General features: G+C 48.7%; 15 protein-coding genes. 3 read left to right on the plus strand and 12 right to left on the minus strand.

The window, feature by feature from the left end; translation table 11 throughout:
- Positions 1-67: 67 nt before the first annotated feature.
- The 10 genes from R2103_RS03935 to R2103_RS03980 form a co-directional block, all read right to left on the minus strand.
- Positions 68-325 (minus strand): Txe/YoeB family addiction module toxin, encoded by a 258-nt coding sequence (locus R2103_RS03935; protein WP_317530222.1) that lies wholly within the window; start codon positions 323-325, stop codon positions 68-70.
- Complete coding sequence (locus R2103_RS03940; RefSeq protein ID WP_317530223.1) at positions 318-590, minus strand: type II toxin-antitoxin system Phd/YefM family antitoxin; 273 nt, start codon at positions 588-590, stop codon at positions 318-320. Before R2103_RS03940 ends, R2103_RS03935 begins: the two co-directional genes overlap by 8 nt.
- A gap of 269 nt (positions 591-859) precedes the next feature.
- Positions 860-1,831 (minus strand): restriction endonuclease, encoded by a 972-nt coding sequence (locus tag R2103_RS03945; RefSeq protein WP_317530224.1) that lies wholly within the window; start codon positions 1,829-1,831, stop codon positions 860-862.
- 62 nt (positions 1,832-1,893) lie between these two features.
- Positions 1,894-2,736, minus strand: coding sequence for an S-formylglutathione hydrolase (gene fghA, locus R2103_RS03950; protein WP_317530225.1), 843 nt, complete (start codon positions 2,734-2,736; stop codon positions 1,894-1,896).
- 2 nt (positions 2,737-2,738) lie between these two features.
- Positions 2,739-3,845, minus strand: coding sequence for an S-(hydroxymethyl)glutathione dehydrogenase/class III alcohol dehydrogenase (locus R2103_RS03955; RefSeq protein WP_317530226.1), 1,107 nt, complete (start codon positions 3,843-3,845; stop codon positions 2,739-2,741).
- On the minus strand, positions 3,842-4,351 hold the full coding sequence (locus R2103_RS03960; protein ID WP_317530227.1) for a low molecular weight protein-tyrosine-phosphatase: 510 nt from the start codon (positions 4,349-4,351) through the stop codon (positions 3,842-3,844). Before R2103_RS03960 ends, R2103_RS03955 begins: the two co-directional genes overlap by 4 nt.
- A gap of 236 nt (positions 4,352-4,587) precedes the next feature.
- Complete coding sequence (locus tag R2103_RS03965) at positions 4,588-5,910, minus strand: S8 family peptidase (RefSeq protein WP_317530228.1); 1,323 nt, start codon at positions 5,908-5,910, stop codon at positions 4,588-4,590.
- Complete coding sequence (locus tag R2103_RS03970; RefSeq protein ID WP_317530229.1) at positions 5,910-6,623, minus strand: zf-HC2 domain-containing protein; 714 nt, start codon at positions 6,621-6,623, stop codon at positions 5,910-5,912. The genes R2103_RS03965 and R2103_RS03970 overlap by 1 nt, the downstream gene beginning before the upstream one ends.
- Before the next feature lie 3 nt (positions 6,624-6,626).
- On the minus strand, positions 6,627-7,229 hold the full coding sequence (locus R2103_RS03975; RefSeq protein ID WP_317530230.1) for an RNA polymerase sigma factor: 603 nt from the start codon (positions 7,227-7,229) through the stop codon (positions 6,627-6,629).
- A 99-nt stretch (positions 7,230-7,328) separates the two neighbouring features.
- Positions 7,329-8,054, minus strand: a complete 726-nt coding sequence (locus R2103_RS03980) for a TorF family putative porin (RefSeq protein ID WP_317530231.1) — start codon at positions 8,052-8,054, stop codon at positions 7,329-7,331.
- A 727-nt stretch (positions 8,055-8,781) separates the two neighbouring features.
- Between R2103_RS03980 and R2103_RS03985 the strand changes: the two genes are divergently transcribed.
- A complete protein-coding gene (locus R2103_RS03985) occupies positions 8,782-9,090 on the plus strand; it encodes a hypothetical protein (RefSeq protein ID WP_317530232.1) in 309 nt (102 codons plus the stop codon).
- Positions 9,091-9,200: 110 nt separating this feature from the next.
- Here the strand turns inward: R2103_RS03985 and R2103_RS03990 are convergent, their stop codons facing one another.
- Positions 9,201-9,689, minus strand: a complete 489-nt coding sequence (locus R2103_RS03990) for a L,D-transpeptidase (RefSeq protein WP_317530233.1) — start codon at positions 9,687-9,689, stop codon at positions 9,201-9,203.
- Entirely contained in the window at positions 9,679-10,164 is a 486-nt protein-coding gene (tadA, locus tag R2103_RS03995; RefSeq protein WP_317530234.1) for a tRNA adenosine(34) deaminase TadA, read from the minus strand. The genes R2103_RS03990 and tadA overlap by 11 nt, the downstream gene beginning before the upstream one ends.
- A 150-nt stretch (positions 10,165-10,314) precedes the next feature.
- Here tadA and prmB point away from each other — a divergent pair, with 150 nt between their 5' ends.
- Both prmB and R2103_RS04005 read left to right on the plus strand, forming a co-directional pair.
- Positions 10,315-11,214 carry a 50S ribosomal protein L3 N(5)-glutamine methyltransferase gene (gene prmB / locus R2103_RS04000; protein WP_317530235.1) on the plus strand — a complete coding sequence of 300 codons (900 nt, stop codon included), beginning with the start codon at positions 10,315-10,317 and terminating at the stop codon, positions 11,212-11,214.
- Between the two features lie 361 nt (positions 11,215-11,575).
- Positions 11,576-14,398: a PAS domain S-box protein gene (locus R2103_RS04005; RefSeq protein ID WP_317530236.1), complete on the plus strand. Its 2,823-nt coding sequence runs from the start codon at positions 11,576-11,578 to the stop codon at positions 14,396-14,398.
- Positions 14,399-14,405 lie beyond the last annotated feature (7 nt).

The raw sequence follows: 14,405 nt of genomic DNA on the forward strand, positions 1-14,405 counted from the left end.
TAGGTGATGGGAATCAAACTGAAAGTAGCTCTATGTTCTTCATGCTGATGCGTGCTCGGCTACCGATTTACAGCTGCTCGTAATGCCCGCCAATGGCGAAAATATACACATACTTGTCGTCAAATTTGCAGATCACACGATCTTTTTGGCTAAGCCTACGCGACCAAAAGCCTGTTAAGTTATGACGCAACATTTCCGGTTTGCCGATACCCGCCGCCGGATCATCGCGCAACATTTCTTTCAGGATGTTGCAAAGCGATTTATGCAGGCGCGGGTCACGTGTTTTCAGTGTTTCGTATACTTCCCACGTATTACCTTCAAACACCAAGGATCTTTTGGGTTTCTTCATCCGAGGGTGTGTATCCCGATTTTGTGGCGTGGGTTTGTGTCGAAGCCAGAATTTGTTGCATTAGATGGGAATTTTGAAGCACAAAAAGCGTTTCTTGATCACGCACCCAATCCTCGGCGCTGATGACCACAAAATCCTCACCGCTCCGACGGGTAATTTTAACCGGTTGATGTTCGCTGATAACCTTCTCAACGATATTTTTCAGGTTGTCGCGAAATTTATTGACGCTGATATTATCCATTTTGATTTCCGTACAATATAACTGTGCATTCAATTAACAATGGCAACAGTAACATAGTCATTGCATTGGGAACAAATCGTAGTTATGTAATTTTTGAAAGTATCAATTCAAACTGTTCACGATGATACCTTGATAAGGTCGCAGGCATTAGATTTTTGCAAAATCTTTGTATAGCAATTTGTAGCACTTGATTTATTTGAGTGTGTCGATTGTAAGGTTTGATCCCACCGATGCAGTTATTTATAATCCGAGTGATAAAAAATTAGACATCAAAGTGTTTGGCGACATAATCTTGCGGAGGCTATCTGTAATTGCCTAATTTCATGAGCAATGCGATTTGGCCACTTGGAACCAAAGTGTTCATTCAGCAATTTATTAAGGGAAACGAAATCAATCAGCTCAATCATGGCATTCTCAGAAGCTTCTTGTTTAGCAGGCAAAGTAAAATTACTGGTTGCAACAACGATGCCTTTATTCGCTTGTTTTCTGGCAACTACCCCTCTTAGTTCACGTATGGTTTGGACACCTACGGCTTTTTCATATCTTTTACACTGAATTAACACAAATACACGTCCGCCCGGATCATCACGTTTAGCTTCCACATCGACGCCACCATCACGAGAAGTCTGGGTAACTGCTACTTGGTAACCCATGTGTTCGAATAGCGCACCAACCAAATACTCAAACTCCTCCGGTCCGAGGGAAAGAAGAGATTCACGTGGATTGTCGCAATGCAAGTATCGACGGCGAATGATTGCTTCAGCATCAGATAGACCGTGTATTCGTCCGTCTGGAAGTGTCTGACAATGTGCAATGAAAAATCCATCAAGCACATCAAGGGTCTTCCTCGGGTAATGCGGAAGGAGATCGAGTATCCAGGTAATGCCTTCCCATGGAAGAAAAGGCGGTTCGGTTAGTCGACGGATAAACTCGTTTTCTTCGATTAACTGAGCAAGTTTTGCAGGAGCTAGATCATGTATCGAATGGCGCATAAGATGATCTGTACCGAGCGATCCGCTTGGAACTAGGAAATTACGGAGCAAGTCTCTTACCTGATTTTCTGAGAAGGTATAAATCTTGTCCAGAAATTCATCACGATGTTCATCAGTAGGAAACTGGTAGTCAATGATTTGATAGGTACGCTCGTGCTTTGGCACTAGAACATGCGAGAGCCAATCATTTAGAGACAAGGTTTCCGCCTCAATCAGCGGTTTCTTTGTCTTTGATTGTGGGTTCGGCATAGCGATTGAGATGATACTTAACTAAAAAATGAGCCTTGGATTTACCAGCAGATAACGAAGAATCATGACAGCGCATCCCGATGATACTGCAAATGCTCACCCACAAACGTGCTGATAAAGTAATAACTATGGTCGTAGTCTTGATGATAACGCAGTGTGAGTTGCTGACCGGCATCGCCGCAGGCTTGTTCGAGCGCTTCGGGGAAGAGTTGTGTGGCTAGGAATTGATCGTTGAATCCCTGATCGACGTGCAGGCCGGGGACGCGGTGTCCGGCTTGGAGTAGGGTGGTGGTGTCATATTTTTTCCAGTCTTGCTGATTTTCACCGAGGTAGTTGCTGAATGCTTTTTGTCCCCACGGGCAGCGTATCGGGGCGCAGATCGGTGCGAACGCGGAGACCGAGCGGAACAGGTCGGGGTAGCGCAGTGCCAGGGTCAACGCGCCGTGCCCGCCCATCGAATGACCGAAGATACCGATGCGGTTTGGGTCTGCGGGAAATTGTTCGATGATGATGTTGCGTAGTTCCTGCGTGATGTAGCTTTCCATGCGGTAGTGCTTCGACCACGGCTCTTGCGTTGCGTCGAGATAAAACCCCGCGCCGGCGCCGAAATCCCAGGCGTCGGTTTCGCCGGGAATGCCGGTTTGGCGCGGGCTGGTGTCCATCGTGACCAGCATCAATCCGAGTTCGGCGGCGTAACGTTGTGCCCCGGCTTTGATCATGAACGTTTCTTCGGTACAAGTCAGTCCAGCGAGGAAAAAAAGCACGGGAACGGCGTGATCTTTGGCTTGCGGCGGTTGATACACCGAGAAGCGCATCGGCAGGCCGATGACCGTGGACGGATGCTGATAGTAGCCTTGGATGCCGCCAAAGCAGTGGTGCAGGCTGCGGGTTTCGAGTGTCGTCACGATCAGTAAATCACCACGGAGCGGATCGATTCACCGGCTTTCATCAGGCGGAAGCCTTCGTTGATGTTGTCCAGCGTCAGCGTGTGCGTGATCAGCGAATCGATGTCGATTTTGCCTTCCATGTACCAGTCGACGATTTTCGGTACATCGGTGCGGCCGCGCGCGCCCCCGAATGCGGAGCCTTCCCATTTGCGCCCAGTAACGAGTTGGAACGGCCGGGTGCTGATTTCGGCGCCGGCTTCGGCCACGCCGATGATGATGCTGCGTCCCCAGCCTTTGTGCGTGCATTCCAGCGCTTGACGCATGACTTTGGTGCTGCCGATGCACTCAAAACTGTAATCCGCGCCGCCGTCGGTCAGTTGCACTACCGCGTCGACGATGTTCGGCACGTCGTTCGGGTTGATGAAATGCGTCATGCCGAATTTACGCGCCATCGCTTCACGCTGTGGGTTGATGTCGATGCCGATGATTTTGTCCGCACCGACCATGCGCGCGCCTTGAATCACGTTCAAACCGATACCGCCCAGACCGAACACCGCGACATTCGCGCCAGCCTCGACTTTGGCGGTATAAATCACCGCACCGATGCCGGTGGTAACGCCGCAGCCGATGTAACACACCTTGTCGAACGGCGCATCTTCGCGGATTTTCGCCAGCGCGATTTCGGGCACGACGGTGTAATTGGAGAAGGTCGAGGTGCCCATGTAATGGAACAGTGGTTTGCCGTCGATGGAAAAACGCGAGGTGCTGTCTGGCATCAGGCCTTTGCCTTGGGTGCTGCGGATGGCCTGGCATAAATTGGTTTTTTTCGACAGGCAGAACTTGCACTCACGGCATTCCGGCGTGTACAGCGGAATGACGTGGTCGCCCTTGCGCAACGATTTGACGTTAGGGCCGACGTCGACTACCACGCCCGCGCCTTCGTGCCCCAGTATGGCTGGAAACAAACCTTCCGGATCGGCACCCGACAGTGTGTAGTAATCGGTATGGCAAATACCGGTGGCTTTGATTTCGACCAGCACTTCGCCGGATTTGGGGCCGGTCAGGTCGATTTCTTCAATCGTCAACGGTTGACCGGCTTTCCAGGCGACAGCGGCTTTTGTTTTCATGGGAATTGTCCTTGTTGTGTATTGATAGTGCGCAGATGCGCCAGCAGACCTTGGCTGGCTTCCTCGACCATGTCCAGCACCAGCTCGAATCCTTGTTGTCCGCCGAAATAGGGGTCGGGGACTTCGGTGTCCGCCTCGGCGCTGGGCGCATATTGCATGAATAATTGGATTTTGTTGACATGCTGCCGCGGGCTGCGTTGCAGCAGTAACGTGAGATTTTCCTTGTCCATTGCCAGAATATAGTCGAATTCCTCGAAGTCGCTGGATTCTACCGCGCGGGCGCGCAGTTCATGCATTTTGTATCCACGATGTAATGCCGTGCTTTGCGCGCGATGATCCGGCGGGTCGCCGATGTGGTAGGCGTGCGTTCCGGCGGAATCCACGTGAATCAGATGATCAACCCCGGCGGCTTTGACATGGTGCCGGAATACCGCATCCGCCGTTGGCGAGCGGCAAATATTGCCCATACAGACAAATAATACTTTTATTTTTTTATCCTTGTTCATAACCCATCAATTCAAATCAGATTTCAAAAGCAGCACGTCCAAACGGGATCGTTTGAAAAATGCAGCGCAGAGATTAACACGACACCGCGCAAAACGAAATTCGGCTGTGTTGCGAGGCGCGCAAATACATTCAAGCCTGCTGTAGTTGATTTTACCGGGTGAAGCGGGGTTGTGAAACCGGATGGAGTGAAATGCTCCGGCGATACGGTGCGGAAACGTTATTTCAGACGATGAATTTAACTTCCCGATTGCTGCTGATGGTTTTTTGAAGTTTTTACGCTGATGGTACTGAACAGTTTGTTTTTGCTGAACAACTGGTAAAAAGTAGGTTCGTTGGCTTTCTCCAGCAATCTGGAGATCTCTTGATGCGTCAGGTTGCGGTTGATTTGCAGCAACAAGGCGGTAAGGCCGGAGACGTGCGCTGTTGCGAGAGAGTTACCGGACACAAAATCGTACGTGCCCTTGGGTAACGTCGTCAGTATTTCTTGTCCTGGCGCGGAGATAGCGAGGACATCACCGTCATCGGATGATGGCATGATGGTGGTATGCGCGCTGCGAACCGCGATAACACCTGGTTGTTGTGCCGGAAAACCGGATTTACTGTCGTTTCTATCCGCTTGCGAAGCGATGATGATCATGCCTTTTTGCACGGCTTTATCGATTAATCTGGCCAGCAGCGGATCATGCGGTCCGGTTAAGCTGAGATTGAGCACATCGACTTTCATTTGTATGGCGGTATTGAGCGCGAGCGCCAAGGTAAAGCTATTGCAAGCCGCCTCGAAACTGCCGGTTTTGATTTCCCAGCAAGCTTTCAATCCGATCACATGGCTATCCGGCGCGATACCGACGATGCCTTGTCCATTGTTTGCTTTGGCTGCAATGACGCCTGCTATGGCGGTGCCATGCAGATCGTTGAACGATTCCGGGGATTTCCGCGTGACAAAATCTTTAGTTTGCTGAATCTGGCCTTGCAAATCGGGATGTGTCGCGTCGATTCCGGTATCGATAATGGCGATGGTTACATTTTTGCCGGTTGCGTGATGGTGTATTTCGGCCAGATTCATCGACTGGATATTGAATTGCAGGCGGTAATAAGGATCGCTGTAGCTGTTCGCCATGACCTTGAAAGTGCTCATCGTTTGAACATTATCGACCCGGTCGTCCTCGCTTAAGGCCTTGATGATTGCATCCACGGATTGGTCTTCGTCAATCAGATAGACGACACAGTGCTCACCGATTTCCCGGATTGGCCACTGCGAAAGGATGGTTAGTTTGTAATCCGCTTCGATACTCGAAGCTACTCTTTTTCCCCAGGTTGAACTGCTGTACTCGCCTCGGCGGCGATAGGATTGGTTTGCCACGCCAACCGGGATGCGGTCGATGTGCTTGTCGGTGTAAGTGACTAAAATAATCCGGTCGGCTTGCGTACTATCGAAAAGTTGAGGATCGACAAGAAACTCCTGCTCGGCACGGGCGGGTAAAACGACCAGCATCGCCATCGGTAACGCTATCAGCAACGAAAAGAAAAAAGCGTGGATGCGCACGCGATAAGTATGCATTAGCGTATATCCTGACCGGTTGGTTGCAATCCTTGAACCCGTTCGGCAAAAATGACCTGGGTATTGTTACGTAAATGGGCGATGGCAGCGTCCATCTCTTGCGGGCGCGTATGCCGGTCACCGATTTGGATTTCATAAATGCCATTTTCCGAAGGCCCTTGAACGATGCGGCCCGAGACGCTGTGCAAGATGGCTCCGATGTGCTTGGGATCCGGTTGATCTGCAAAGACGATGCGTACCCGATTGTGTGCCGGGGTATTTTGCGGTGCGCTGGCGAGTGTTCTGTATTCTGCTGTGAACGCAGATTGATCTGCCGGTAAATGCAACATAAACGGCATTGCCAGCAATAATAAGCTCGCTGCCAAGGCAGTGTATTTTACAAAACCGGGAGATTGGCCGGAAGAAAGTTTGGATTCTTCGCCGGGCTGGTTAGGCCGGGTAAAAGGGCGGATTACAGATTGCCGCTCAATGCGCTTTCTCAGTTGCGCGAAAGCAGCCTGCGAAACCTGCCGCAAAAGATCCGTTTGTTGCATTTCTTCAAATAATTGCTGTTGCTGTTGCAGCTCAATTCTACAGGCTATGCACGTCCTTACGTGATTTCTCACCCGGTCTTTCTCAGCAGCGTTCAGGGAGTGATTCACATACCAGGGCAGGAGATTCCATACTTTCTGATGCTCGTTTTTACCCGTGACATTGATTGTTGTAGAGGACATCGTTTAACTCCTGCCTTTAAGCTCTGGAAGTAACTTCGCTAAAATTTTCCGTGCATGAAACATTCTGGTTTTTACTGTGTTCTCAGGGCATTGCATGATTTCTGCAATCTCATGGTAATGCAGTCCTTGATAATAGGTCATCTCTACCACCGCGCGCTGTTCCGGGGATAAGTTATCAAAGCCCGCTTCCAGCCAGTTACTGATCTCCAGCTGCGAAACCCACTGCGCTGCGGGATTGGGAAAGTAATCCAACTCATCGTTGAATTCAACGGATCGATCTTCTCGAGTCAGGCTTTGTTCGATGCTCTTCAATGCCTTGAAATATGCAATCCCCAGAATCCAGGTGGACGGACGGCATGTTTGATCGTAGGTCGATGCTTTTTCCCACACCACATACATCACGTCATTAATAATTTCTTCAATATAATCATGCCGCCGGGTAATGTGAAAAATGAACTGATACAAACGGTCAAAATAACGTTGATACAGTTGTTCAAAAGCTTTTCCATTGCCGCCCGCAGCTTCGGCGATCAGATTCCGTTCCTTAACTTGCTGTTCGTCCGAGTTAAAAGATTTTCTTACTTTAGACCCGGGCAATTCACTCATGGTGTTTCATAATCGCTATGACTATTGATTAAGTCTCGGTAAATTTGCCCTGTCTATTCCGTGTGGCGGATTAAAAGTTCATTGCGGCAGAAATAAAAATCAGAATCCGACGGTAATAGAGAATAAAACCCGGTTATCGACCACGTGCGGACGGAATTGCCAGCCAGCAATATGTTCTTTTTCGGCACCTAAATCCAATCCGGAATAGTAGCGGACATCGATACCGATGTTCGGGGAAAAATGCCAAGTCACGCCGGAAGTCCAATACAGGTAATCATAGTGCAGCACTTTCTTCTGCTGGCTGTAGCCGAACGTGCCTGACATTTCGATGGAGCTGGTGATCGGGTAGCGTCCGGTGATTTCATAGTTGAACGACATATGGTTTTGCTGGTAGCCATTTTCGGAGAAGCTAAAGTTGGCGGATAGCAAATCGCGGAAATGTGTATGCCAGTAAAATTCGTTGTAATCAACTTCCTGACCGAAGATTTTGCCCGTGAAAATATAACGGGTCCACTCCGCATTAAAGCGCCAGTCATCCGATAGCTGATAGGCCCAACCGGCATAGGGCTTGAATTCCGCATCGGAACGCGCGGCGAATCCCTGATCGGCAAAATTGACGGTGGAAGCAAAAGTGCCGAGATAAAGACCCGATTTGAACCCGTAATCTATATTGAGCTGTGCGGCGGGTTTTCCATCGCTTTTGGAATAACCGCGCCAAATATAATCGGTCGTGCCGGTTACGCTGGCGCTAAGCTGAGCATGAGCGCTGACCGGGTAACTCAGAATGAACAGCAATCCTAGCAGCCGATGGTTTTTTATTGTCATGGATTGTGGGTGCAAATGATTAAACCATCGATTGTTTTAAAGTGATTCAGTGCCGGGTAATGAGAACGGGAGTTTCGTTGACAAATTAAAACTCAAAATGAATTTCCAGTAGGAAATTTTAACATCATGGCGTAGTAATCTTTGTGGTCAATTAATTTATGTTATGTTCAAATTATTGATTGTAATAGAATTAATTGCATATTATTGTGTGTTCATAAGCACACCTCAACCCATGCAGCAAAAAATCTTTATCAACGTTGAACCTTTTGTTGCTCTGCCAGAATAAACGCACAGAAGAAAAATTATTTTAAGTAGGCCACCTCGTTAGGAGATTTAAAGATTGAAAATACTTTACAGAACACCGGTGCTTATAAGGTTTGAGTTGATCGCTGCATCAAACGCCTATGAGCAGGGTATGGGAGGAACCGGTTAAATTTTATGAAGAATATCTGCTTTGAATGGTTTTAATCAGCAATACGGTACTTTCCTGAAGTGCGCGTTATTTCAATTGAGCTCGATTTTGCTCTCAGGTTATTCAGCATAAAAAATTTTTTAAAAATTGACTCAGATAATTCCTACAGTTTGCCGTTAAATATAAAAACTGAGACGTGAGATTTCTGTATTTTCTACAGAAGAATCCGTAATCCCAAAATATTAAGCTGGGATGAGTCCAATTTTTCAGCTATCAATGAATAATTTATATTGGAAAAGCATAAGGAGTACTGACATGCCATTAAAAAATTCAATCAAAGGATTTAAAGCTTATTTAGGCGATAAAGAATCGTTACTTGATACGAGCTACAAAAGAATTGCGGATATGATCGAACTGCATTGGGGATACAAGGAATTCTATCAGCTCATCCAGAAATTGCTGGTCGTTGAAAAAGACCAGAACAGACAAGGATTCCCATTGGAAGTGTTACAGGAAATCTATACCTTGCAGGAGTTGCATCAAAAAGAGTTTCCTGCGCTCAAGATTTTAATCGATGATGGCACTGCCGCGCGAGCCAGAAACAAGAGTTCGTTGCTGGTATAGGCATTTGCAAAAATGAGAATAACAAAGACGGGGCTAGCGGAAATACTCGATCCATTGCGCTGCGCTTAACGCCAATAGGTTGCAAAAGTGCGGCGCCCCGTCTCAGGCTGTTACCGGTGAATATTTACCTCAGTGCCCTCAGTTCCCGCACTCACCCAGTCAAACAACTCCAGTAATTCGCTGTTGCGCATGCGGATACACCCAATCGATCCGGGTTTGCCCATTTCCACGCTGTCCGGCGTGCCATGAATGTAAATATAGCGGCGCATGGTATCCACCGTACCGAAACGGTTAAAACCGGGTTCACAGCCGCATAGCCATAAAATACGCGTCAGAATCCAATCCCTTCTGGGAAATTGCGCGGCAAACTCCGGCGAATAAATTTCCCCGGTTGGGCGGCGTTTGATAAAAACCGTATTGACCGGCTGACCGGCGCCGATCTTGGCGCGGATGATATGTTTCCCGAGCGGTGTGCAGAAACTTCCATTTTCCTGACCGGTGCCGTTCTTGGCCGAGGAAATCCGGTATTGCCGCACGATTTGTCCGTGTTCATCCAGTAAATCCAGTTGCTGGGCTGCAATCGTGATATCAATTTTCATGGTTGTTCCGCTCACTTGCCTTGCGCCTTTGCGCAAAAAACTGTTTCAATAATGTGCTGGCTTCGGTTGCCATCATACCGGCTTCTACCTGCAAATGATGATTCAGCCGGGTTTCTGCCGGAAGGTCGATGATGCTGCCGCACGCTCCGGTTTTCGGGTCAGTCGCCGCATATACCAGACGTTGAATGCGTGCGTGAAAAATTGCGCCGATGCACATCGTGCATGGCTCCAGCGTCACATACAACGTGCAGCCGAGCAAGCGGTAATTGCCCAGATGGCTACCGGCAGCGCGCATCGCCATGATCTCGGCATGTGCGGCGGGATCGGCGGTGGAGATCGGGCGGTTGTAGCCGTGTCCGATAATGCGGCTATTTTGCACCACCACCGCGCCTACCGGTACTTCGCCGCAATCCTGCGCTTTCTGCGCTAATTCCAATGCGGCTTGCATGAAATAATGATCGGGATTTGTTTCCAATGGCGTTCCGTTTTCGTTGCAAAAAATCGATAGTCACCGTTTTATCGTCACGGTGGTTTTTGTGCTACATTGCTACCCCATTCCGGCCGGTAAAGCATTCTCCGGACGCTTTAACATCAACACCTCATTTTTCTAACATTGTGACTACCTATGATCGCTCAAGCGCAATCGCAACTTCATACCATCCGTGATCTTTTACGTTTCGCTGTCAGCCAGTTTAACAAAGCCGGTCTGTATTTTGGCCACGGCTCCGCCAATGCGTACGATGAAGCGGCGTATCTTATTCTGAAAACCCTTTATTTGCCACTGGACCGGCTGGAACCGTTCCTGGATGCGCGCATCACCGATGCCGAATGCAAACAAGTGCTGGACATCATCGAACGCCGCGTCAAAGACCGCATTCCCGCGGCATACCTGACGCACGAAGCTTGGCTCGGTGATTTCAGTTTTTATGTTGACGAACGCGTCATCATCCCGCGCTCGTTCATCGCCGAATTGCTGCAAACGCAACTAGCGCCGTGGATCGCCGAGCCCGATCACATCACAACCGCGCTCGATCTTTGCACCGGTTCCGGTTGTCTGGCTATCTTGATGGCGCACGCATTTGAAAATGCAGACATCGACGCTGCCGATATTTCCGCGCAAGCACTCGCCGTGGCGCATAAGAATGTGCAGGATTACGCCCTGCAAGACCGTGTCGGCTTGATCCAGTCCGATCTGTTTTCAGCCCTGCACGGAAAGCGCTACGACCTAATCATCAGCAACCCGCCGTACGTCAACGCCGAATCGATGCAACAATTGCCGCAGGAGTACCGCCATGAACCGGAAAACGCGTTGGCCAGCGGCGGCGATGGCCTGGACGCAACCCGGAAAATCCTGCAACAAGCCACGCAGCATTTGACCGATGACGGCATTCTGATCGTCGAAATCGGCCACAACCGCGACGCGCTGGAACAGGTGTTTCCGCAATTACCGTTCACCTGGCTGGAAACCAGCGCGGGGGATGCGTTTGTTTTTCTACTGCAAAAGGATCAATTGCAGAATTGCTAGCCCATCGAAGGGGGCATGTTTCTCACCTAAATATACTTCAATCCTATCGTTTGATTTTTCCGGCATTGCCTGCTGAGCAATCACTCCTGTTTGTTTCGTCAATGTTTCCGCATGATTTACGGTTAAGTGTCATTGCGCTGGCACTTCTGTGTCGTGTTTCACACACCTGTCTTACATTTTCTTCATTGAAACGATGGGTGGATTAGATCGATAAAGATCATTCTGATCGGTGTTTAACCGGAGAGTATTCTTGCCGTAATTGAAATGAACCGTACTGTCAGTGCGCGCCTATGGTCTATCAGAGTAAACCTACAAGCTATTGCGGTACATCTATTAAATCAAGGAGATTTGGAGAGAGAATATGTCAGCTTTACCATCCATTAAAGCACAAGCCTTATCTGAAGGCGATCAAGAGCATTTGACCAAGGTTTATAAGGCGATTGAGCAAAGCCAGGCCATTATCGAATTTGATCTCGATGGCAACATACAGACTGCCAACACTAATTTCCTGACATTATTTGAATATTCTCTGGAAGATCTGGTGGGTAAGCATCATAGTCAACTTTGCCCTTCCGGTGCGGCCGATAGCGAGGAATATAAGAACTTGTGGGCGGATTTGCGCGCGGGAAAATACACCTCTGGCGATTTTCGCCGCGTTGCGGCCAATGGACATGATATATACATTTGCGCTAGCTATATCCCGGTACTGGATGGTAACGGTAAGCCATGCAAGGTCGTTAAAGTAGCCAGTGATATTACGGCCAGAAAATCCAAATCGCTCGAAGATGATGGAAAAATTGAGGCTATCAACCATACGCACGCTATTATCGAATTCGATCTCGATGGTTATGTGTTGACAGCCAACAAAAAATTTCTGGAAGCATTGGGCTACACGCTGCAAGAAGTTGTACGCAAGCATCATCGTATATTTTGTGAAGAGGCTTATGAGAAAAGCCCGGACTATCAAGTTTTCTGGGACGATTTACGCGCTGGTAAACATAAACATGGGGAATTCATGCGGTTAAACCGGCAAGGCCGGCCGGTATGGTTGCAGGCGACTTATACACCGATCCTGGATGTGGATGGAAAACCCTGCAAAATCATCAAATTTGCGAACGACATCACTGGCACAAAATTGGTATCCCTGTCGAATGAAGGCAAAATCGCAGCCATATCACGCTCACAAGGTGTCATTGAATTCGACTTGGCTGGTAATGTGCTGGACGCAAATGAAAATTTCCTCAAATTGATGGGCTATACGCTGAAAGAAATCAACGGGCAACATCACCGTATTTTTGTCGACAAAGAGGAAGCGGCTAGTGGTGCTTACCGTGTTTTCTGGCAGAAACTGGGCGAAGGTGAATTTTATTCAGGTGAATATTTACGCGTAGGTAAGAATGGCAAGCGGGTATGGATTCAAGCCACGTATAACCCGATTCTTGATCTGAACGGACAACCGGTACGGGTAGTAAAGTATTGCAGTGATATCACTGCATCTAAGCTGCTTGGAATGGAAATGTCAGCGCGAATGGACGCTGTTTCTAACAGTAGTTGTATTTTGGAATTATCCGCCGATGGTCATATCCTGACTGCTAATGAGAGGATGCAGAATGCGCTTGGTTTCGGACTTGAAGACCTCGTTGGTAAATCAGAAAGCCATATTCAATTTGAAGAAGATACTCGCAGTAGTGTTAGTACTGGTATTTGGCGTTCCATGCGTGAAGGACATGCAAAAAATATCGAGGTTAGGCGCAAGGGCGCCGGTGGAATAGAACGGTGGTTTTTGGCTAATTTCAGTCCGGTTATGGGGCTTGACGGGCACTTGGTGAAGGTGTTGATGCTTGCTGACGATGTAACTGATGCCAAACTGAGTCGATTGGATGCTGAAGGTAAAATGAGTGCAATTGATCGCTCGCAAGCGGTAATCGAGTTTGATATGAGCGGTAAGGTTCTGACAGCCAATGAAAACTTTCTCAAGTTGACGGGCTTGAATTTGGACGACATCACGGGGCGGCATCATCGCATGTTTGTCGATCCGGAAGAAGCCGCAAGCGCGGGATACCATGCGTTTTGGGAGCGCTTGTCTCGAGGAGAATTTGAATCGGGTGAGTACAAGCGGATCGGTAAAAATAATCGCGAAATCTGGATTCAAGCAACCTACAACCCGATTCTTGATCCGCAAGGAAATCCAGCCAAAGTGGTGAAGTTTGCTTCCGATGTCACGGCCAGCAAACTGCATAACTCGGAATTTGAAGCGAAAGTATCGGCAATCGACCGCGGACAAGCGGTGATCGAATTCGATCTGAATGGCCATGTGCTCAATGCCAATCGGAATTTCTTGACGGCAATGGGTTATACATTGCGCGAGATACAGAATCAGCATCATAGTATTTTTTGTTCCGGTGAATATACTCAGAGCAAGGAATACCGCGATTTCTGGTTGCGGTTGAGTGAAGGTGAATTTATCAGCGGCCGTTTTCATCGTGTCGGTAAATTCGATCGCGATGTCTGGATACAGGCAACCTATAACCCGATCTTCGATCTCAATGGGAAAGTGATGAAAATCGTGAAATATGCGCACGATGTCACGAACGAAGTGAAATTGGAAAAACGTATCGCAGCAGGTGCTGCAGAAATGAATATTCAGGTTCGCAAACTGATTGAAAGTGTCGATGCGATTGCTGCCAATTCAGGTGTGGCAGCGGAATTGGCGCATGATTCTTCCACGGCGGCACAATCCGGTTTCGATGCATTGCAAAAATCGATCGCCGCGATTGCGTCGATTCAGACCAGCTCTGCAAGGGTATCGGAGATCGTGGGTGTGATCGGGGATATCGCCAATCAAACCAATCTGCTGGCATTTAACGCGGCAATCGAAGCAGCGCGCGCCGGTGAGCATGGGGTCGGTTTTTCGGTGGTAGCCGATGAGGTGCGCAAACTGGCCGAGCGCAGTTCGGTGGCGGCGCGCGAGATCACCAAGCTGATCGATGAATCGACACAGCATGTCGAGAAAGGAGCGGAAGTAAGCCGGGATGCGTCGCGCAGTTTTGAAGGTATTATGTCTGGCGTCGCTCGAACCAGTAAGAGCGTGGCGGAAATTGCCGAATCGGCGGAAAGCCAAAGCACGATGGCTAAAGAAGTCAGTCTGCTGATTGAACAAATCGCCAGCACGAAGGCATCATAAAATAAAA

The organism is Nitrosomonas sp. Is24 (assembly GCF_033063335.1).
Lineage (GTDB): Bacteria > Pseudomonadota > Gammaproteobacteria > Burkholderiales > Nitrosomonadaceae > Nitrosomonas.

Coding starts and splice junctions, on each gene's coding strand:
- R2103_RS03985 (WP_317530232.1), top strand. CDS start 8,782: ATGCCATTAAAAAATTCAATCAAAGGATTTAAAGCTTATTTAGGCGAT.
- prmB (WP_317530235.1), top strand. CDS start 10,315: ATGATCGCTCAAGCGCAATCGCAACTTCATACCATCCGTGATCTTTTA.
- R2103_RS03955 (WP_317530226.1), bottom strand. CDS start 3,845: ATGAAAACAAAAGCCGCTGTCGCCTGGAAAGCCGGTCAACCGTTGACG.
- R2103_RS03945 (WP_317530224.1), bottom strand. CDS start 1,831: ATGCCGAACCCACAATCAAAGACAAAGAAACCGCTGATTGAGGCGGAA.
- R2103_RS04005 (WP_317530236.1), top strand. CDS start 11,576: ATGTCAGCTTTACCATCCATTAAAGCACAAGCCTTATCTGAAGGCGAT.
- R2103_RS03960 (WP_317530227.1), bottom strand. CDS start 4,351: ATGAACAAGGATAAAAAAATAAAAGTATTATTTGTCTGTATGGGCAAT.
- R2103_RS03990 (WP_317530233.1), bottom strand. CDS start 9,689: ATGAAAATTGATATCACGATTGCAGCCCAGCAACTGGATTTACTGGAT.
- R2103_RS03980 (WP_317530231.1), bottom strand. CDS start 8,054: ATGACAATAAAAAACCATCGGCTGCTAGGATTGCTGTTCATTCTGAGT.
- R2103_RS03970 (WP_317530229.1), bottom strand. CDS start 6,623: ATGTCCTCTACAACAATCAATGTCACGGGTAAAAACGAGCATCAGAAA.
- R2103_RS03975 (WP_317530230.1), bottom strand. CDS start 7,229: ATGAGTGAATTGCCCGGGTCTAAAGTAAGAAAATCTTTTAACTCGGAC.
- R2103_RS03940 (WP_317530223.1), bottom strand. CDS start 590: ATGGATAATATCAGCGTCAATAAATTTCGCGACAACCTGAAAAATATC.
- R2103_RS03965 (WP_317530228.1), bottom strand. CDS start 5,910: ATGCATACTTATCGCGTGCGCATCCACGCTTTTTTCTTTTCGTTGCTG.